The sequence below is a fragment of the Vibrio sp. 1159 genome (assembly GCF_033340395.1).
GTDB lineage: Bacteria > Pseudomonadota > Gammaproteobacteria > Enterobacterales > Vibrionaceae > Vibrio > Vibrio alginolyticus.
This window is the reverse complement of record NZ_JAWOWL010000006.1, coordinates 118,933-136,199: the sequence shown is the minus strand read 5'-3', so window position 1 is coordinate 136,199 and position 17,267 is coordinate 118,933. Positions and strand designations below refer to the sequence as shown.

Sequence of the window (17,267 nt, the reverse complement as noted above, 5' to 3'; positions counted from 1 at the left end):
CAACTTGTATGACAAGAACTACCTCAGCAGTGTTAATACTTATTTTAATGAGCGCCTATTTTGCCTATAACCGTTTTTACGTTTATCCGCAAAAGCTAGAAACACAGGCGGAATCGATGCTGATCCAAATGGCCAACCGTGAAGAGTGGCTTGACGTACATGAGATGATGGAACGTGTAGAAGCGCACAAGGCGCATCTGGAGTTGAACGCAGACATTACCTCAACCAGCGGCAAACGTGCATACAGCGAAGGTTACATTACCTATAGCGACCGCAGTCGAAATGTATGCAAACAAGTGGTTTTCAACTTCAAAATCAATTCGCTAAGAAGTTATAGCATTTCAGACCTGCACGATTGCTCTTTGGGTGAGTACTACTGATATCGCTACGATAATTGATGATTCAATAAAAACGCCTCCAAATCCGGAGGCGTTTTTGTTTGAAATCTGATGGATTAATCGAGTGATTTTTTGAAGCGCAATGACGCAACAACTAAACCTATTACCGTAAAGCCCAGTAGCCAGACAGTATCTCGCCATAGCTCCATTAAGTCTGCACCGCGCAGTACCACACCACGAATAATGCGCATAAAGTGAGTGGCAGGGAGGGCTTCTGATATCCATTGTGCCGCGACGGGCATTCCTTCATAAGGGAACATAAATCCGGACAGAAGAATCGACGGCAATAGAATGAATACCGTCATCTGCATGGCCTGAAGCTGTGTCGTCGCAATGGTGGATATCACCAAACCTAAGGTTAAACTCGCGGCGATAAACAGCAGCGTGCCAAACAGTATCTGACTAATGGCGCCGTTTATCGGCACACCAAATATCCAATGACCCAAGCCTAAAATGATAAACACCTGTATCAGACCAACAAAGATGTAGGGAATGATCTTCGCTACCATGAGTTCGATGGAGTGGATTGGCGTAGTAATCAGTAACTCTAAATTACCGCGTTCCCGCTCACGAACAATGGCTGCACTGGTGAACAAGATCATCGTCATAGTCAGAATCACGCCCAATAAACCGGGGACAATGTTCACCGCCGAGCGCCGACTCGGGTTGTAATACAGCGCAACTTCAAAGGTTTTGGTTGGGGCAGGGCGTATCTCAAAATCAAAATCCGTTAACGGCATGGTTTGTAGCGAGAGAATCGCAGAGCTGATCATGGTGTCTGAACCATCTACTATCCACTGGCCAAGCTCTCGACCTTGCACCATACGTTGGGTTAAGTCGCTAGGTAGAATTAAAGCTGCTCGTACCAAGCCGTCTTGAATGGCTTGCTCGGCTTCTGAAGCGGTAGCAAAGGTTTCAACCACATCGACCACTTGCGTGACTTTGACGGACTCGGTGATCACACGCCCAGCAGTACTGCCACTTTGATCGACGACACCAACGGGAATGTTGCGAATATCGGTATTAATGGCAAAGCCGAACAGCAAAAGCTGAATCAACGGGATCATCACGACCATGCCAAAGGTAATTCGGTCACGTGAAAGCTGACGGATCTCTTTGATCATCACCGCTTTCATACGGGCAATAGATTTCATCATTGGCGACCTTCTCCCGTAACGCTGACAAACACATCTTCCAAGCTCGGGCGAGCAATGTTCATCTCGCAGCCATCAAGCTCTGGAAAGGTTTGGGTTAACCACTCGATCGGTTGTTCGATGTGCTGGTGGATCAAAATGCGTAAGCGAATGCCGAGCTGTGCGGCTGAGCGTACCTCTTCACGCTGAATGACTTTCTCTTTGAGCTCGCGTAAGTTATCCGCTTTGACTTCGACGATGTTAACGCCCATTTGCGCCATAAGCTCTTCTGGCTCACCATCGGCGCGGATTTCCCCAGCCTCCATAATAGCCAGACGATGGCAACGCTCCGCTTCATCCATGTAGTGCGTTGTGACCAAAATCGTCGTGCCTTGGTCAGAGAGATCAAACAACTGCTCCCAGAAATCGCGTCGGTTCTCTGGGTCAACCGCAGACGTGGGTTCATCAAGAAACAACAGTTCTGGTTTATGCATGGTCGCTGCGGCGAGAGACAAGCGTTGTTTCTGGCCGCCACTCATTCCGCCCACGCGCTGTTTACGCAGTTGGTCGAGGCCGTAGGTGGATAGTTGTTCTTCGATGCGAGCTTTCAGCGCCTTGGTTTCCATACCAAAGATTTGTCCAATAAACTCAAGATTCTCTTGAACCGTCAGATCATCATAAAGCGAGAACTTTTGCGTCATGTAGCCAATCTTGAGGCGCAGAAGCTCAGATTGTTTTGGTATCTCTAGCCCGAGTACATCGACATTGCCTTCGCTTGGGCTAAGTAAGCCAGTCAACACACGAATGGTTGTTGATTTACCGCAGCCGTTGGGGCCAAGAAAACCATAAATACTGCCTTTGGGCACATTAAGCGTGATGTTGTTGATGGCGGTGAACTCACCAAACTTTTTCACTACATTTTCAGCTTGAATCGCGTATTCGGTCATTGGCTTACTCCACCAAATCCACTTGCGCTGGTATACCTGAAGGCAAGGATTGTGCTGAGTCTTGGAGGTCGACTTCTGCAAGGTACATCAAACGCGAGCGTTCTTCCTCGGTAAGCGCGAAATAAGGCGTAAATGAAGGCTCAGTCGCAACCCAACGAACGGTGCCACTATATGGTTGCTCAACGCCATCTACATGCACGTTAACCGTTTTACCCGGCACAAAGTCGACTCGATAGTTAGCAGGAACATAAACGCGAGCGTATGGGACGCGGCTGGCTTGTATTACAGCAACCACGCCATTCACAGGGACGCGTTCGCCAAGGTTAAACGGTAGGTTATCTAACAAGCCATCTCTCGTGGCGGTGATGGTGAGTTCTGCTAGTTTCTGTTCTTGCAGTGCCACATCGGCTTTTGCTGCCATGAGTGCGGCTTTCGCTTGTTCAATATCTTCAGGGCGAGAGCCTGCTGTTAGTTTGCTGAACTCTTCTTGTGAGGAGTCTAGCTCCGCACGAGCAGAATCTCTGGCCGCTAAAGCGGTGTCTTTTTCTGATTGGCTGATGAGTTTCTTACGAACTAACTCTGCTTTACGTTGGTAGTTCTTTTGCGCTTCAACCAATTGAGCTTCCGCTCTGGCAACGCGAGCTTGCGCTGCGGCAATGTCTTCTGGTCGCTCACCATTGGTCAATTTTAAAAGATAGGCGTCAGCCTTGGCTTGTTCGGCTACGGCGTGAGCTAAAACGGCTTCTTGGTTCTTTGTATCGAGCTGAACCAGCACTTCTCCTTCGGTGACTTGGCTGCCTTCCTTGATGGGTAGAGCACGAATTATCTCGCTAGAGGTTGCAGTAAAAGTTACACGGTCACGCTCTAGTGTGCCAAGGGCTTGCTGTCCGTCATCTTTGGAACAGGCAGTTAAAAGAGTCAGGGCTAGGGTGCCAAGAATGATTCGCTTCATCATGCGACGCTTCCTCTAAGAAGGTGAGCTCGAACTCGTATCAAGCTATAGAAGAGTGTGGGACTGCATTCAGTGTAACGTGAGTCAGTTTTGTCCGGCTAGGAAGTTAATTCCTTCAATATTCATCAATTGATTAATTATTGAAACTGGCTTTATCCTGCTGAAGCCGTGCTTTACTTGGCTCTTTTAAGTTGATTACATGAATATCATTTAAACAAAAATCTTGCCTTTCATGTAGAGCACGCCGTCGCCAGATACTCTTACTTGTTCGCCAGTAACTTCACAATGCAAAATTCCTCCGCGCTGAGAAGCTTGATAAGCAACCAGTGATGTTTTGCCTAATTCTTCTGCCCAGAATGGTGCTAATCCAGCGTGAATCGAGCCGGTTACTGGGTCTTCGTCACCACCATTTGCAGGCCAAAAGTAACGAGATACAAAGTCTTGTTGATCGCCTTTTGCGGTAACGACCACATCGTAAGGAGCGAGTGTCTTGAGGTGCTCTGAACGGTATTGAACCTCAAGTACCTCCTGTTGGCTGTCGACCACCACGAAATACGCTTGAGGGCTAAGCAGTACGCGTTCCACATCGCAACTTAAGCCTTCAATTAATGCTAGGGGAATCTCAGAAACGGCTTTTGGAGGACGAGCAGGAAACGTCATCTCGATCTTACCTTGCGCATTCTTCTCCACGGTGAGGGTTCCTACTTCCAGAGTATGAAATTCAATCGTGCCATTAATGCCAAGCTCATCAAACAGCACTAACGAAGAGGCCAGTGTGGCGTGTCCACAAAAGTCGATTTCAGTTATAGGAGAGAACCAACGAATCTCATATCGGTTTGCGCCAATGGATTTTAGAAAAGCCGTTTCCGACAAGTTGTTTTCTGTCGCGATATTTTGCATCAATTCTGGGGCTAGCCATTCCTCTAACGGTATCACCGCTGCTGAGTTGCCTTTGAATTGCGTATCGGTGAAGGCGTCCACCACGTTGATATCCAATTCCATTTTCCTTCCTTGTTCCGTGAGCGATTAATTAGCATAAACCAAGTGCAATTAAGAGAGTAAGAAATTTGTGTTAGAATCTTAAAGTGTCAAAATTATAGATTATTTTGTGTTTTTTGATACTTACTGACAAGAATTCGGACTGCTGGGTACTTACACTAGTGTTGAATTCATTGAAAGGAAGAAAAACATGAAAGCGATCTACAAATCAGTTTTGGCATTGAGTGTTTTTGCGGTCGGTTCTGCCCATGCATTTGAACTCGTGAGTAGAGATATTCAAGAAGGCCACCCGATGGCGAAGACATTTGAATACTCTGGTTGGGGATGTGATGGCGGGAATCAATCACCACAATTGATGTGGAAAGAAGCTCCAAAGGGCACAAAAAGTTTTGCGATCACCGTGTATGACCCCGACGCGCCAACAGGCAGTGGTTTTTGGCATTGGATAGCGTTTAATATTCCATCCACCGTTAGCGAACTGCCTCGAGGCATTGATATGAACAAGTTAGGCGGCAAAGAATCTCGTATTGACTACGGCACAACGGGGTTCGGCGGCGCGTGTCCTCCAAAGAATGATGGGATGCATCGTTACCAGTTTACGGTGTGGGCATTGCCAACTGAAGAACTGAAATTGGATGAAAACACGCCACCAGCCATTGTAGGGTTTACTTTGAATAGTGTTGCTTTGGGTAAAGCGACATTAACCACGACTTACACGCGATAATTGAATATAAGGGGAGAGAATGGGTCACCAATATCAGGTTACGCTGTTTCGTGCGGAGCAGCAGCAGAAGCTTCGTAATGTCAGGATTCACTCCCCAAGCCTTATTCAGATTGTTAAGGGGAGTAAACATCTTTTCTGGAAAGATGAAGTACTCGACATCCATCATCCAAATATCATGCTTTGTGAAGCAAATGCATCCCTAAATTTTGAAAATCTTCCTCTACAAGGGCGATTTCTTTCTCGAATGTTCAGTTTTTACTGTGTGCCTAGCGATGAAATGTTGGAGCTAAGCATGAGCAACGCATTAGGAAACTATGTACCCGTTGTTGAGACAGATAAAGCATTGCAAGCGACGTTAAATGCTTTGTTTTCGTTTGAGCGGGAAAGCTTAAGTGAAGCGACACAACGCTATTGGATTATGGGCCTATATCAGCAGCTAGCTGAGAGAGGGTTATTGCATCGGTTATTCTCGAGTTCACATATCTCTTTTAGTCAGAAACTTAGTCGTTACTTATCGCGCTCTCCAGGGGAGGAGCATCCATTAGACATGGTCGCGGGGCACTTTGCTATGAGCCGAGCAACATTGATACGCAAACTGAAACAAGAAGGTACCCAGTATCGTGAAGTATTGGCGGAAGTGCGCTTAAATCACGCACTTTACTTGATGCAAAATGGCTCGTATAACGTTGCTATGCTCGCACAGTTGTGTGGTTATCAGTCAGAGGGGCGTTTTAGCCAACGCTTTAAAAGTAAGTTCGGCCTAACGCCCAGCGAGTATATTAAAACGGTAGTGAGTTAATGTTTTACCGCTTTTGTATTTTTTGTGCTTTTTAGGTTAGCCATAATATTTGGCTTTCATTCGCAATGCTACATTCACCAAAGCAATCAACACAGGCACTTCGATCAGCGGGCCAATGACACCAGCAAAAGCTTGGTCTGAGTTTAGTCCAAACACCGCGATAGAAACCGCAATAGCCAATTCAAAGTTGTTGCCTGTTGCCGTGAAAGCAATCGACGCGTTTTTGTCGTAGTCAATGCCCATTTTCTTACCAACGAAGAAGCTGACAAAGAACATCAACACAAAGTAAATAGCCAGTGGAATTGCTACACGGAATACATCCATTGGCAGTTCAAGAATCATCTCACCTTTTAAGCTGAACATCAGTACGATGGTCGCAAGTAGGGCGATAAGGGTAATTGGTGAAATGCGTGGGATGAACACGTCGTTGTACCATTGCTCACCTTTCGCAGCGACCAGCCATTTACGGCTTAGAAAGCCCGCTAGGAATGGGATACCAAGGTAAATCAGAACGCTTTCCGCGATGTCCATCATCGAGATATCAACCACGAAACCTTCGTAACCAAAGACTGGTGGCAACACAGTGATGAATAACCATGCCATCACACTGTAAGTCACGATTTGGAAAGCGCTGTTTAGTGCAACTAGGGCTGCACCGTATTCTTTGTTACCGCCACCGATATCGTTCCATACCAATACCATGGCAATACAACGAGCAAGACCAATCAGAATGATACCAACCATGTAACCCGGATGATCACCTAGGAAAGTCAATGCAAGGATGAACATCAAAATAGGGCCGACAATCCAGTTCATGACCAAAGACAGCGTGATCGCTTTTTTATCTTTCGTCACTGTGCCTAGCAAGTTGTAGTTCACCTTTGCGAGTGGCGGGTACATCATCAAAATCAAACCAATCGCTAGCGGTACGTTTGTGCTACCAACTGACATTGACTCGTTCCACTCAGCAACTTGAGGGAATACTGCGCCAATACCTACACCGATTGCCATTGCCACAAAAATCCACACCGTTAGGTAACGGTCCAAGAAGCTCATTTTGTCGCTGGCACTATTTAAAACTTGAGTAGTCATAGTGTTCTCTTATTCGTTTATCGTCGAAAGGCGATAGTTAAAGGTATAGTTTATCTCTGCACGCCTGAACAGCGTGCAAAGGGCATTAATCAAATAACTTGGAAAATCCTAGATTGAACTGATCAAACGCGTCGCGTTGAATGCGGTAACACACCTTAGGTGGGTTTGGCTCGGCGCTGATAAAGCCTGCTTGCTTTAGAATACGCAAGTGCTCGGAAACAGTAGATTGCGCAAGACCCAGTTCAGAAACCAAATCACTGTTCAAACAACCGCCCATGGTATCGAGCGTGTGCAGGATATGCAGAATGCGCAAACGTGCTGGATGCGACAAAGCTTTTGCTTGCGCTGCTAGAGTTTGTTCTTTCTCGAGCTGTTGTTGCGTTGTCTGAAAAACGACTTCGCACGTGTCCTTGCACTTATCACTCATTCGCTGGCCTTAATAGTTAATCGTCGAATTGCGATAAAGTGTACGCCTGCTCTGTGGAAGATGCAACAAAACGATGAAAAAATTAATCGTGAAATAACGATGGATAAAAAGTTGAAAAAATATATCTTTTAAAAACAGTGATATAATTAAAAACTAAGTAGGTTACTAAAAGTTAACTAATTGCACTATATTTCTAGGTTACCATAATAAACCACATCCGACGCACAATGGTTACTGCGTCATCTTGTGAACTTATTTAAAGGTAATCCCATGAGCAACGTACTGATCATCAATGCACACGAACCATCACCATATTCAGAAGGTCGTCTAAATGCTTCTCTTGTCGACAAAGCACAGACGCTTCTGCAAGCAAAAGGCCATGAAGTTCGCGTTGTGACAATGCAAGATGAGATCAACGTAGATGAGCAACTCGCACACTTTGAATGGGCTGATCGCGTGATCATCCAAAGCCCAATCAACTGGATGTCTGTGCCTTGGTCATTCAAAAAATACATGGACGACGTGTTTACTGCGGGTATGGGCGGCGCACTGTGTGCATTTGATGGCCGTAGCGCAGAAGAACCAAAGAAAAACTATGGTACAGGCGGTACTCAAACCAACAGCAAATACATGCTTTCACTGACATTCAACGCGCCAGAAGAATCGTTTGATGATGAGAGCGAATACCTATTCCAAGGTAAAGGCGTGGATGATTTGATGTTCCACATGCACGCTAACTTCCGCTTCTTTGGTATGTCAGCATTACCTACATTCGCTTGTTATGATGTGATGAAGAACGCAGATATCGAAAACGATTTTGTTCGTTTCGAAGCTCACATTAACGAAAACTTCTAATCCTTTTAGAAAGATAGTGCGAACTGAATGATGAATTGAGATGGACTGCTGTACGCGGTCCATTTTTATTTGTTTGCGGCGAGGTGACGTTTTTATTACTCTAAAGCACTAAATGTATCTAGCTTACTTTTCGTTACCTAGATTAGGTGCGTATCTTGAGGTGTATTGTGGAAAGCAGAATCAGTGTAGATAGCAAAGGTCGTAAGTCAGTGGCGAACGTATGTGCGGAGCCATGTGCTATCGAGAAAGGGATGCGTTTAATTGGTGGTAAATGGAAAGGTTCTCTGATTTATCATTTGAAAGACGGCCCAGTTCGTTTCAATGACTTAGCACGCATGCTAGGCGGTGCAAGTAAAAAGATGATCGACCAACGTCTTAAAGAGCTAGAAGCGGAAGGTATGGTGGTGCGTAAAGTGATCAGCGACCGCCCAATTGCAGTCAGCTATGAACTAACAGAGTTCGGCCGTACCGCACTTAAGATTCTTGATGATTTGCGAATTTGGTCTGAAAAGCATCAAATTGAGTTTCGTTAAGACCAAAGTAGTTAATCGCAAACGTCACTCTCTTTTGAAAGCTGATTAACAATACATCGCCGTTTATACCCAAGTAACTTAGATGTGCTTTATTCAAATCGTAATTTGTTTCGTAAAACAACGTACTCTTTCTAGTCAGGCATATCGAAGCTACTTGAGCATAATCGTACTTTTTAAGTTTTTGATTTTTAGTTATTATTTTATCATGCTTAATAAGTTGTAGAATAAATCACTCACTTCAGTTGAATTTAAAAAAGCACTATTTAATTCCAGTTTCTTTTCAAAATCGGAATATTTATCGAATTCCTCTTTCTCAACTAAACCTATTGGTGAGTTGTCGTTAACGTGGCTTTTATATTTTTTGATGGTATATAATTTAGACTTTTCGTCAAAATATTGAATTATCTTAATGTTAACGTCAGGTCTCTCCGTATTATACGTGATCGTAATTTTTTCATAATCTTTATTAATCGGAGTCGTAAGCCCTGTAGGGTAGATGATTTTAAACCTATTAATGTCATTCTTCTTCGTGCTTTTATAATGTTTTGAGTATGAAAAGTTTTCAATTGCACTTTTAGTGACGATAATTGACTCACCTTTCTTTAAACCGTATTCGGTACATTCATAATCGTCGACAACCGTAGAATTTCTTTTCTTTTCAATCAGGTAGGACATAGTTGCAGATGTCCCTCCGTGTTCCAGTTTTTGTTGGTTTACAGAACAATAGAAATGACCTTTGTCCACCGTCATTGCGTTGACTTGTTCCGGATTTGAAATGGTGGGATGTATATCTTTTGCTGGATCGTTGTCGCTTCCTCCTGAACCGCATCCAACTAATCCGATACAAACGGCCATATAAAACAAAGAGATTTTATTCATACTGTATTTCTCAATTAAGATGTGTGATTGCAAATAACGATTAATTACATTTTTATAAAGTGAAATGTTTTTTATTTTAATTGAACGGTGTTTTATTGGTAATTTAATCGTTTGCTTTTATTTTGTCTCTTACGGTATCTATGTTTTCATTTATGGTATGAATTATTAGATTTGCACAATTGTGAGTTGCAATAGGATAATAATCGCTAGCCAACTACTTGTGTAGGTACCGTTATGATTTATATATCCGTTAAGTCTAAGTTTTTAGTCTTAATTTCATGTGTTTATCGTGAAAGTGACTTAGAAGTAAATACTTAACGTTGTTTGAGGGGAGTCTGGGCTTCACTGATCTTGTTTTTCATCAAGACGTTGTATAATGAACAAGGACTTTATTTCCAACTTGTTTATACATATCAGATCTCACGGATCTGATATGCATTCCAAGTTATTCTCACTAAGGCAAGAATCCTAGCTTATTTAAGGATAGAAAGTTTACTTGGGTGTAGAAGATATTAGTAATCCAATGTGCCACGGATAGGGTAGTTATTGTTTGGATCGCGAATCCATGCCAATCCGCGTGATAGCGCGCCAAGCTCAGGGCGAACAAACGGGTTGTTTGAAATATCCACCACGTGTAAGTCGCCGTGTTCATTCACCACAAACAGACCTGGTTCTGCGAAATTATGATCGGTTTCCTGTTCAGATCGAGGAATAGATACATACAAGCCTAGCGTTTTCATTTGTTCTTCGGTCAGGCCGTAAGCGATAGGGAAGCTGATTTCGAGTTTCTCTAGATGCCCCTCTAGCTGTGCTTTTGAATCGCCAGAAACGGCAAGAATATCGACGCCAGCATCAGCGAAAGCCTGTTTGTAACTCTCAAGCTCGTTGAGGTACTTAGTACAAAGAGGGCAGTGTTTACCACGATAAACGAATACTGCTTGCCAAGTCGCATCACCTTGCGGCTGACCCAACGTTACGCTTGAACCATCTAGCAAAGTGGCTTGAAGATGAGGGAAGCTGTCGCCCGCTTTAAGTTTCACTGAAGTTGCCATATTGACTCCCGAATTGGTGGTGTATATCCATGAATGCCCCTTTCTCAACAAAGCGATTGGGGGATGAGACTTCAATGTAGACTCTGTTTTGCGGTGTTTCAACTAGTTAACTTTTAGTAACCTGCAATAAGGTAGTAGAGTGCAAAAGATGAAAAAGCAGAACTTAAGATACAACGAAGTGGGGGTGTAGTATCAGGAGCTAAGTTCTGCTTGAGGTTAGGCTATGACCACTGGAACATATCGTTAAGATAAACCAGAGTCATCACTTCTATTTTATTACTCGATTGAGCTAGGCGTTGCTGAAAAAAGTACGCCATCATTGGCTTCTTCATTTTTTCCTCCTTTAGCTGACGAGTAAATTATGTGTATAAAAGGGGATATAAAAAAGAGAGTGCTTTTGTTGGCTTTTTTCCTAATAACGTAAATATATGGGGCTTTAAAGCCGAATTTGGAGGTTAATTGTGGAAAAGGGGAACAGATAATTAGGAAGTTTTCTTATTTTATTACCGCCAACTTAAGTAAACTATTCCTATCCACAAACTTCACAGATCTAAGGTTGATTCAGTGTCTGATCTCAATTTGTTTCGCTATTACCAACGATTACTCTCGTTTAGCGTTGGTGATGAAACAAAAACCACGTTACAGGACATTGCCGACATCATGTTCACTTCTTCTCGGCATGCTCGTAGCCTGCTAACGCAAATGCAGCAGAAGGCGTGGTTGAGCTGGCATCCGAAAGCTGGGCGGAACCAACGATCGACTCTCATTCTGAATATGGAGTTAGACGTTTTAAAAGAGAGCTTGGCTCTTGAACGTATCAAGTTAGGCAAGTATGAAAAAGCGCTGGCGATATTAGATGAAGACGAACTGGCATTTGGCCGTTTGTTAAAAACAACGTCTGGTGCTTCTGTGCAAGAAGGACAGCTCAATATTCAATTAACCTATAAGCGAATGTTTGAGCGCGTCGTTCCACATCAACTTCAGCGTAGCAGCGAACGTTTCTTATTAAGGCAAATCTATTGTTGCTTAGTTTCGAGTGATAACAATGGGAAAGTGCAACCAGAACTCGCACATCACTGGCGTTATGACGAAGACACCTACGAATGGACTTTCTACCTTCGTCCAGGTCTGACTTTTCATAATGGTAATTCCATTGATGCAGAAACAGTGGTTAGCTTGTTTGCAAAGTTGAGTTCACTACAGTACTACGAAAAAGAGTTGGCACATGTTGCTAACATTACTGCGCCAACGCCATTGAAAGTTGTTTTTAAGCTTAATCGAGCTGACTTGGGCTTTGCTGGACTTATTTCTGGAGTGAAATACGGCATTCAACCAGTAAGCCAAGTTAACGTAGCGAATAACAAGCTGGTGGTCGGAAGTGGCCCATTCTCTGTTGTCGAGCACAATGAAAGTCGTTTAAAACTGCAAGCATTTAATGGTTACTATGCATGTAGAGTTCTAACGGATTTGGTGACTATCTGGATTGTTAATGACGAGCAAATGGAGAACCCGTCATTGGCAGCAAATACGTTGCAAAGGGATACTTCGCCCGAGGAGGATTTGTGTGGACACTATATGTCGACGCAAAACCGAGAAAACTCATCGGCGAGCAAGCGTAGTCGAATAGAAGATGGTTGCTTATTCGCCTTATTTAATCAGCACGCTAAGCACAAACTCTCTTTAGCGCAGCGCCGTTATATTAGTGAGCTAATTCAACCTGAGCACTTGGCCGAAGTGATGCGCCGCGAGAATATTGTATTTGGGAGTATACCCGCTTATAACCTGCTACCAGGTTGGAAGCCAGTGCTCCGTCCGTTTAGTGAGCCGCTTAAGTTACCTAAACACATTACCATAGCAGGATATAACTATACCGCGTTGCGTCGCTGTGCGCGGGCTATTTCTAATCGTTTGGCGAGTGTTGGCAGTAAAGTAGAAATTGTTATGTATTCCTACCGTGAGCTGAACGAGAAGGCTAAGAACGGTGAGCTAAATGAGACAATGGTCGTAACGAACATAAACCTAGATGATAATCGTCATGCCTCTGCGTTCACGAACTTCTTCAGCAACGCTGTGCTATTCCACACTTTGGGAGAAAAGAACGCACAATGGTTAGATGAACAACTACAGAGAGTCAGATCTTTCGTTCCACTTGAGGACTACCTTAATGCATTGGAGCCAATTGCATCGACGTTGATCAGCGAGTATTGGATTGCACCCATGTTCCACCATACACAAACTTTGCGTTTCCAAGGTGTTTTAGAAGACGTCGCTCTTACTAACTGGGGTTGGCCAGATATTCGCTCGGTGTGGTCTGCGGATTAACTGCCTTAGTTATATAGCAAAGTGCTGCTTCACGAATTCAATGAAGGCTCTGGTTTTCGCCGATTGATAGATGAGCTGCGGATACACCAAGTACACCGCGTTGTGCTGGTGGTCGGTTTCTTCCGATAAAACCTGCACTAGACGGCCGTGCTCAACGTCTTGTTCGACAAAGTAACTTGCTAACCGAGCAATGCCATTGCCAGACAGGGCTGATTCTTTGAGTAAGCGGTTTTCATTGCTTGAAAGCCAACCTTGGGTTTGAACTGTTCCCGTTTTTAACGGCCACTCTTTTTGATGCAATGTGGTTAAGCATTGATGCTCTTGTAAATCATCTAATGTCTCCGGCGTACCTTCTTCTTGCAGATACTGAGGAGAGGCAACCAGCCAGTGGTGGTAGTCCAAAAGGTGATGCGCAATCATATTCTCTGGCGGCGTTCTTGTCGCTCGAAACGCAAAATCAACGCTGGTTTCTGTCAGATTAAACGCTTGATAGCTAGAAAGGATCTCGAACTCTACGTTTGGATGTAAAGCGCGAAACGCTACGCACAAATCATGCAGCACCGCTTCAGCAAACATCTTGGGAGCGGTAAGACGAATCAGGCCGTCTATTTGTTCAGATCGCTGACTTAAACTCTTTTCCATTTCCATTACGCGGCGTTTGAGATCTTCCGCTTGTGCAAAGATCGATTCACCTTCTGCCGTCAATCTCACGCTGCGTGTGGTTCGAACAATCAAAGGCGTTGCGAGTTCCGATTCCAATCGCTTGATTTGTTCCGACAGGTAACTTTTAGAGATACCAAGTTGCTCTGCTGCTCTAGAAAAGTTGAGTGTTTGAGCCACTTCAGCAAACAGCATCAGTTTTTCGATTCTCTTATAATCTGCCATCTTTATTGCTCGCTTTAATTGTTCGGTAACGAGGATAATGAATTCGATTTTACGGTATTAAACTAATTTTTACGAACGGTAAGATGGTTCGAGTTAATTTAAGAAATTGAAGATGCAGAAATCGGAAAAGTGAGAATAACGATGAACAATCCAACACTACCGCTCGCCAAAACCTTACCTAACGTTAGCCGCTTGGTCTTCGGCTGTATGGGACTTGGAGGGGAGTGGAATCGCAACCCATTAACCGCCCAAGATGAAAACCAAGCTTATGCCGCTGTAGAGGCAGCATTAGAGGTTGGCATCAATCTCTTTGATCATGCGGATATCTACAAATTCGGTAAGGCTGAAGAAGTGTTTGGGCGCATCTTAGCCAATGACTCAACCTTACGAGAACGAATGTATCTGCAATCAAAGTGCGGCATCCGTCTAGGAGATGAGCAAGGTGTTAAGCAGTATGACTTCTCTGCCAAATGGGTGACGGCTTCTGTTGAGGGCATTCTTGAACGCCTTGGCGTGGAAAATCTTGATGTTTTGATGCTGCATCGTCCTGATCCTTTGGTTGAATTTGAAGAACTGGGCACAACGCTAAAAGCCCTGAAACAAGCTGGCAAAGTTAACCACTTCGGTGTTTCTAACATGAACAGTGCTCAAATTGACCTTCTTCAACAAGCAACGGGCGAAGTTGTTGTGGCGAACCAGTTGGAAATGAGTCTGGCTAAGTCTGACTTTATTAAGCAAGGCATGGGGCTTCCTTCGTCGGAATCTGACTACGTTGCGGGAACACTGGAACATGCCCGTAAGCATAATATCCAACTGCAAGCGTGGGGCAGTATGGCGCAAGGAAGATTCTCAGAGCGTGGTTTACATTCTGATGATCACAACACCAGACAGACGGCGGAGATGGTGATGGCGCTAGCAGCTGAATATGGCGTGTCGTCTGAGGCGATTGTTTTAGCCTTCCTAACGCGTCACCCAAACCAAATTCAGCCTGTTATTGGTACTGCAAACCCACAGCGTATTCGCGCTTGTGCTCAAGTAGAGAATGTCACGCTATCACGTAGCCATTGGTATGGCTTGTTCGAGAAAACCCTTGGTCATGAGATCCCGTAGGAGAGAAAAATGAAATACGTACAAGTTCAAACTCTGATTCAAACGGCATTGGAAATTGCGACTGCTCGCAAGCAGAACATTGCGGTTGCCGTGGTTGATACACATGGAGAATTGCTCGGTTTTGCCCGAATGGATGATGTGAGTGTGCAAGCAGGTTTGTTGGCACATAACAAAGCTTACACCTCGGCTAGAGACCGTCAGCCTAGCGGCAATCTGGGTGCTTGGGCTCGTGAGACGGGTAAGCAGTTGAGTTATTGGACTGACCCGAAGATCACAGGCTTTATGGGTGGTGTACCTGTAGAACAAGAGGGGAAAGTCGTCGGTGCAATTGGTATCAGTGGTTTGGCTGAGCAAGATGATGAAGCACTTGCGATGGAAGTATTAAACGCGCGTTGAGTATAATGTTTATCAGTAGGTGTGATGCTTTGTCCCGCTTTGTACTCACTGTAGGGACTCAAGTTCACAGGCTTCGTCGAGTCACAGTGCTATCTAATAGCCTGAAGTAAGCAGAAGTTGAAATCGCGAACTATGATTAATTTATTTGAAAGCTTTGAGGCCTAAATATGTTTCATAAGGTATTCGTTTCGCTATTTTTTGTTCTCCTCTCAGGCTGTGGTACGAGTGACAGCGCGTTAAAAGAGAGCGGTTATGATGAAGCTTATATCCAAGGCTTTCATGACGGTCGGCATAGTGGTATGCAAGAGGCAGGGAATGATTTTGAACACTATATTAAGGACGAAACAAGGTATCAAACCGACTCAGATTATCGACAAGGCTGGGATGCTGGTGAGGTAGAGGGTAACAAGTTACAAAAGCAGGCGACCGCGATAGGACAAGGCATGATTGATAATTCGTATGAAGAACGTGATGTCTTTGATCCTGATAAAGTGGCGAAAGATGCAATAAAAGGCGTTGATACATCGGAATTAAAAAGCCTAGAGTAACGGACTGATATAAAGAATAAAACTCGTCATTTGACGAGTTTTATTTTTGTCTAAACGATTCATGTTTCAACGCTCAACAGGACATTCACGTTTGGGTATGAGTAATGTGGTTAATCACCTTTCTTGTTCTTTTGTTCAAGGATTAACGATAACAGGCGAACGAGCAGGGACTGAGCTTCCGGTGAGAGCAATCGCGCCACGGCCGTTAAGTCATTTGCTGTGACATGCTGAACATCACGTACATCTAAGGCAATATCTAGGTCAGTCAAATGAAGCGAACGCAATATGGCACGATATTGTGAGAGTTTAAGATCGGACTCTCCGCGCTCGATTCTTTGATATGTTTTTACGCTCATTCCAGCGATGTTTGCCATTTGCTCACGGGAGAGGCCATTCGATTTTCGTCTTGCGATCAGTGCTTGAATTATAGGGTCTACCTGCATGTGCTCTCCTGAAAGGACAGTTTTGACCTAAACGGAGCAAGAAGTGGACCAGTTTAACCACCACATATTTACCTGCTTTGCAATCAGTATAAAAATAACTGTCTTATAAAAACGTAAATATTTTAGTCAGTTATTAACTCAATGGAAAAGTATCAATCATACAAATCAATAGAAACGAAAGCTTCTATTCGCAAAATGCAACGCATTTTAGATCATTTATTTAGTGAAATTGATCAGCAACATCGTGAGACTAAAGAGAATGTTGTGACACTGATTCAACAGTCACAACAGCGATTGATGAACTACAAAGAGCTTTACCTTCACAAAGAATCGATAAGTGAAGTAGAGCTGCGGATGGCGCATGAAAACATGAGTGAGACTGAGAAGCAGGTCGCCGATATGGGTATTCCAGTGTTAACTTATATCATTGGCGCGCTAGATAAAGCGTATTAACACAGTCGTAAAGTCGGGCGATACAAGATTTACGCAATTTCGATCAATTGATGACATCTAAAAGAAAGGATGCAAATGCTGGGGAACCACACCCAGCATTCGGACACTCATTTACCTATATTTTCGAACCGTAAATCAGTGTTTAGAGGTATGTGAACCGAACAGTGTCGGTACGCAGCGAATAATAGCGATATTGTCCGATCTAGGCTACGTCCTTGGAATCTAACACCTTCACTTAAACTGTAAATTAATCTGTACACCCAGCCAAATTGAGCCATTGAGCACGTTCTTCCTTCTCTTTAAGCGATAAAAGACTAATT

At 44.0% G+C, this 17,267-nt stretch carries 20 protein-coding genes; 10 read left to right on the top strand and 10 right to left on the bottom strand.

What is annotated here, in order from left to right:
- Positions 1–8 precede the first annotated feature (8 nt).
- On the top strand, positions 9–380 hold the full coding sequence (locus R7127_RS07410) for a hypothetical protein (protein ID WP_027726579.1): 372 nt from the start codon (positions 9–11) through the stop codon (positions 378–380).
- A 74-nt stretch (positions 381–454) separates the two neighbouring features.
- Here R7127_RS07410 and R7127_RS07405 read toward each other — a convergent pair whose 3' ends face one another.
- The 4 genes from R7127_RS07405 to R7127_RS07390 form a co-directional block, all read right to left on the bottom strand.
- The gene (locus tag R7127_RS07405) at positions 455–1,552 is read right to left on the bottom strand and encodes an ABC transporter permease (protein ID WP_009706212.1); all 1,098 of its coding nucleotides are present in this window, start codon (positions 1,550–1,552) and stop codon (positions 455–457) included.
- Positions 1,552–2,478, bottom strand: coding sequence for an ABC transporter ATP-binding protein (locus R7127_RS07400; RefSeq protein ID WP_172563886.1), 927 nt, complete (start codon positions 2,476–2,478; stop codon positions 1,552–1,554). The genes R7127_RS07405 and R7127_RS07400 overlap by 1 nt, the downstream gene beginning before the upstream one ends.
- A gap of 4 nt (positions 2,479–2,482) precedes the next feature.
- Positions 2,483–3,433, bottom strand: coding sequence for an HlyD family secretion protein (locus R7127_RS07395; protein ID WP_005385136.1), 951 nt, complete (start codon positions 3,431–3,433; stop codon positions 2,483–2,485).
- A gap of 207 nt (positions 3,434–3,640) precedes the next feature.
- Entirely contained in the window at positions 3,641–4,432 is a 792-nt protein-coding gene (locus R7127_RS07390; protein WP_172563885.1) for a PhzF family phenazine biosynthesis protein, read from the bottom strand.
- Between the two features lie 187 nt (positions 4,433–4,619).
- Between R7127_RS07390 and R7127_RS07385 the strand changes: the two genes are divergently transcribed.
- Entirely contained in the window at positions 4,620–5,153 is a 534-nt protein-coding gene (locus R7127_RS07385; RefSeq protein ID WP_053303787.1) for a YbhB/YbcL family Raf kinase inhibitor-like protein, read from the top strand.
- A 19-nt stretch (positions 5,154–5,172) separates the two neighbouring features.
- On the top strand, positions 5,173–5,952 hold the full coding sequence (locus tag R7127_RS07380; protein ID WP_053303786.1) for an AraC family transcriptional regulator: 780 nt from the start codon (positions 5,173–5,175) through the stop codon (positions 5,950–5,952).
- Positions 5,953–5,988: 36 nt separating this feature from the next.
- Here R7127_RS07380 and arsB read toward each other — a convergent pair whose 3' ends face one another.
- Entirely contained in the window at positions 5,989–7,044 is a 1,056-nt protein-coding gene (gene arsB, locus R7127_RS07375; protein ID WP_053303785.1) for an ACR3 family arsenite efflux transporter, read from the bottom strand.
- An 85-nt stretch (positions 7,045–7,129) separates the two neighbouring features.
- Entirely contained in the window at positions 7,130–7,471 is a 342-nt protein-coding gene (locus R7127_RS07370; protein WP_005375451.1) for an ArsR/SmtB family transcription factor, read from the bottom strand.
- Between the two features lie 270 nt (positions 7,472–7,741).
- Between R7127_RS07370 and R7127_RS07365 the strand changes: the two genes are divergently transcribed.
- Together R7127_RS07365 and R7127_RS07360 are read left to right on the top strand one after the other, a co-directional pair.
- Entirely contained in the window at positions 7,742–8,326 is a 585-nt protein-coding gene (locus R7127_RS07365) for an NAD(P)H-dependent oxidoreductase (protein ID WP_017635228.1), read from the top strand.
- 167 nt (positions 8,327–8,493) lie between these two features.
- Positions 8,494–8,859, top strand: coding sequence for a winged helix-turn-helix transcriptional regulator (locus R7127_RS07360; RefSeq protein ID WP_172563884.1), 366 nt, complete (start codon positions 8,494–8,496; stop codon positions 8,857–8,859).
- Positions 8,860–9,054: 195 nt separating this feature from the next.
- Here the strand turns inward: R7127_RS07360 and R7127_RS07355 are convergent, their stop codons facing one another.
- Both R7127_RS07355 and R7127_RS07350 read right to left on the bottom strand, forming a co-directional pair.
- Positions 9,055–9,738 carry a hypothetical protein gene (locus R7127_RS07355; protein WP_017635227.1) on the bottom strand — a complete coding sequence of 228 codons (684 nt, stop codon included), beginning with the start codon at positions 9,736–9,738 and terminating at the stop codon, positions 9,055–9,057.
- Between the two features lie 512 nt (positions 9,739–10,250).
- Entirely contained in the window at positions 10,251–10,790 is a 540-nt protein-coding gene (locus R7127_RS07350; protein WP_005385152.1) for a redoxin domain-containing protein, read from the bottom strand.
- 564 nt (positions 10,791–11,354) lie between these two features.
- Between R7127_RS07350 and R7127_RS07345 the strand changes: the two genes are divergently transcribed.
- Positions 11,355–13,112, top strand: a complete 1,758-nt coding sequence (locus R7127_RS07345) for an SgrR family transcriptional regulator (protein ID WP_033906812.1) — start codon at positions 11,355–11,357, stop codon at positions 13,110–13,112.
- A 9-nt stretch (positions 13,113–13,121) separates the two neighbouring features.
- On the opposite strand, the gene R7127_RS07340 is transcribed toward R7127_RS07345, so the two are convergent.
- Positions 13,122–13,997, bottom strand: coding sequence for a LysR family transcriptional regulator (locus tag R7127_RS07340; protein ID WP_017635840.1), 876 nt, complete (start codon positions 13,995–13,997; stop codon positions 13,122–13,124).
- Positions 13,998–14,138: 141 nt separating this feature from the next.
- On the opposite strand from R7127_RS07340, the gene R7127_RS07335 reads away from it, so the two are divergent.
- From R7127_RS07335 to R7127_RS07325, 3 genes are all read left to right on the top strand, one after another.
- Complete coding sequence (locus tag R7127_RS07335; RefSeq protein WP_033906813.1) at positions 14,139–15,107, top strand: aldo/keto reductase; 969 nt, start codon at positions 14,139–14,141, stop codon at positions 15,105–15,107.
- Between the two features lie 9 nt (positions 15,108–15,116).
- Positions 15,117–15,503: a GlcG/HbpS family heme-binding protein gene (locus R7127_RS07330; RefSeq protein WP_005375465.1), complete on the top strand. Its 387-nt coding sequence runs from the start codon at positions 15,117–15,119 to the stop codon at positions 15,501–15,503.
- Positions 15,504–15,670: 167 nt separating this feature from the next.
- Entirely contained in the window at positions 15,671–16,051 is a 381-nt protein-coding gene (locus tag R7127_RS07325; RefSeq protein WP_005375467.1) for a hypothetical protein, read from the top strand.
- Positions 16,052–16,161: 110 nt separating this feature from the next.
- Here the strand turns inward: R7127_RS07325 and R7127_RS07320 are convergent, their stop codons facing one another.
- Positions 16,162–16,494 carry a helix-turn-helix transcriptional regulator gene (locus tag R7127_RS07320; protein WP_005375470.1) on the bottom strand — a complete coding sequence of 111 codons (333 nt, stop codon included), beginning with the start codon at positions 16,492–16,494 and terminating at the stop codon, positions 16,162–16,164.
- Between the two features lie 141 nt (positions 16,495–16,635).
- On the opposite strand from R7127_RS07320, the gene R7127_RS07315 reads away from it, so the two are divergent.
- On the top strand, positions 16,636–16,947 hold the full coding sequence (locus tag R7127_RS07315) for a hypothetical protein (protein ID WP_005375472.1): 312 nt from the start codon (positions 16,636–16,638) through the stop codon (positions 16,945–16,947).
- Positions 16,948–17,267: the final 320 nt, after the last annotated feature.

Coding starts and splice junctions, on each gene's coding strand:
- R7127_RS07410 (WP_027726579.1), top strand. CDS start 9: ATGACAAGAACTACCTCAGCAGTGTTAATACTTATTTTAATGAGCGCC.
- R7127_RS07405 (WP_009706212.1), bottom strand. CDS start 1,552: ATGAAATCTATTGCCCGTATGAAAGCGGTGATGATCAAAGAGATCCGT.
- R7127_RS07400 (WP_172563886.1), bottom strand. CDS start 2,478: ATGACCGAATACGCGATTCAAGCTGAAAATGTAGTGAAAAAGTTTGGT.
- R7127_RS07395 (WP_005385136.1), bottom strand. CDS start 3,433: ATGATGAAGCGAATCATTCTTGGCACCCTAGCCCTGACTCTTTTAACT.
- R7127_RS07390 (WP_172563885.1), bottom strand. CDS start 4,432: ATGGAATTGGATATCAACGTGGTGGACGCCTTCACCGATACGCAATTC.
- R7127_RS07385 (WP_053303787.1), top strand. CDS start 4,620: ATGAAAGCGATCTACAAATCAGTTTTGGCATTGAGTGTTTTTGCGGTC.
- R7127_RS07380 (WP_053303786.1), top strand. CDS start 5,173: ATGGGTCACCAATATCAGGTTACGCTGTTTCGTGCGGAGCAGCAGCAG.
- arsB (WP_053303785.1), bottom strand. CDS start 7,044: ATGACTACTCAAGTTTTAAATAGTGCCAGCGACAAAATGAGCTTCTTG.
- R7127_RS07370 (WP_005375451.1), bottom strand. CDS start 7,471: ATGAGTGATAAGTGCAAGGACACGTGCGAAGTCGTTTTTCAGACAACG.
- R7127_RS07365 (WP_017635228.1), top strand. CDS start 7,742: ATGAGCAACGTACTGATCATCAATGCACACGAACCATCACCATATTCA.
- R7127_RS07355 (WP_017635227.1), bottom strand. CDS start 9,738: ATGAATAAAATCTCTTTGTTTTATATGGCCGTTTGTATCGGATTAGTT.
- R7127_RS07350 (WP_005385152.1), bottom strand. CDS start 10,790: ATGGCAACTTCAGTGAAACTTAAAGCGGGCGACAGCTTCCCTCATCTT.
- R7127_RS07340 (WP_017635840.1), bottom strand. CDS start 13,997: ATGGCAGATTATAAGAGAATCGAAAAACTGATGCTGTTTGCTGAAGTG.
- R7127_RS07335 (WP_033906813.1), top strand. CDS start 14,139: ATGAACAATCCAACACTACCGCTCGCCAAAACCTTACCTAACGTTAGC.
- R7127_RS07330 (WP_005375465.1), top strand. CDS start 15,117: ATGAAATACGTACAAGTTCAAACTCTGATTCAAACGGCATTGGAAATT.
- R7127_RS07325 (WP_005375467.1), top strand. CDS start 15,671: ATGTTTCATAAGGTATTCGTTTCGCTATTTTTTGTTCTCCTCTCAGGC.
- R7127_RS07320 (WP_005375470.1), bottom strand. CDS start 16,494: ATGCAGGTAGACCCTATAATTCAAGCACTGATCGCAAGACGAAAATCG.
- R7127_RS07315 (WP_005375472.1), top strand. CDS start 16,636: ATGGAAAAGTATCAATCATACAAATCAATAGAAACGAAAGCTTCTATT.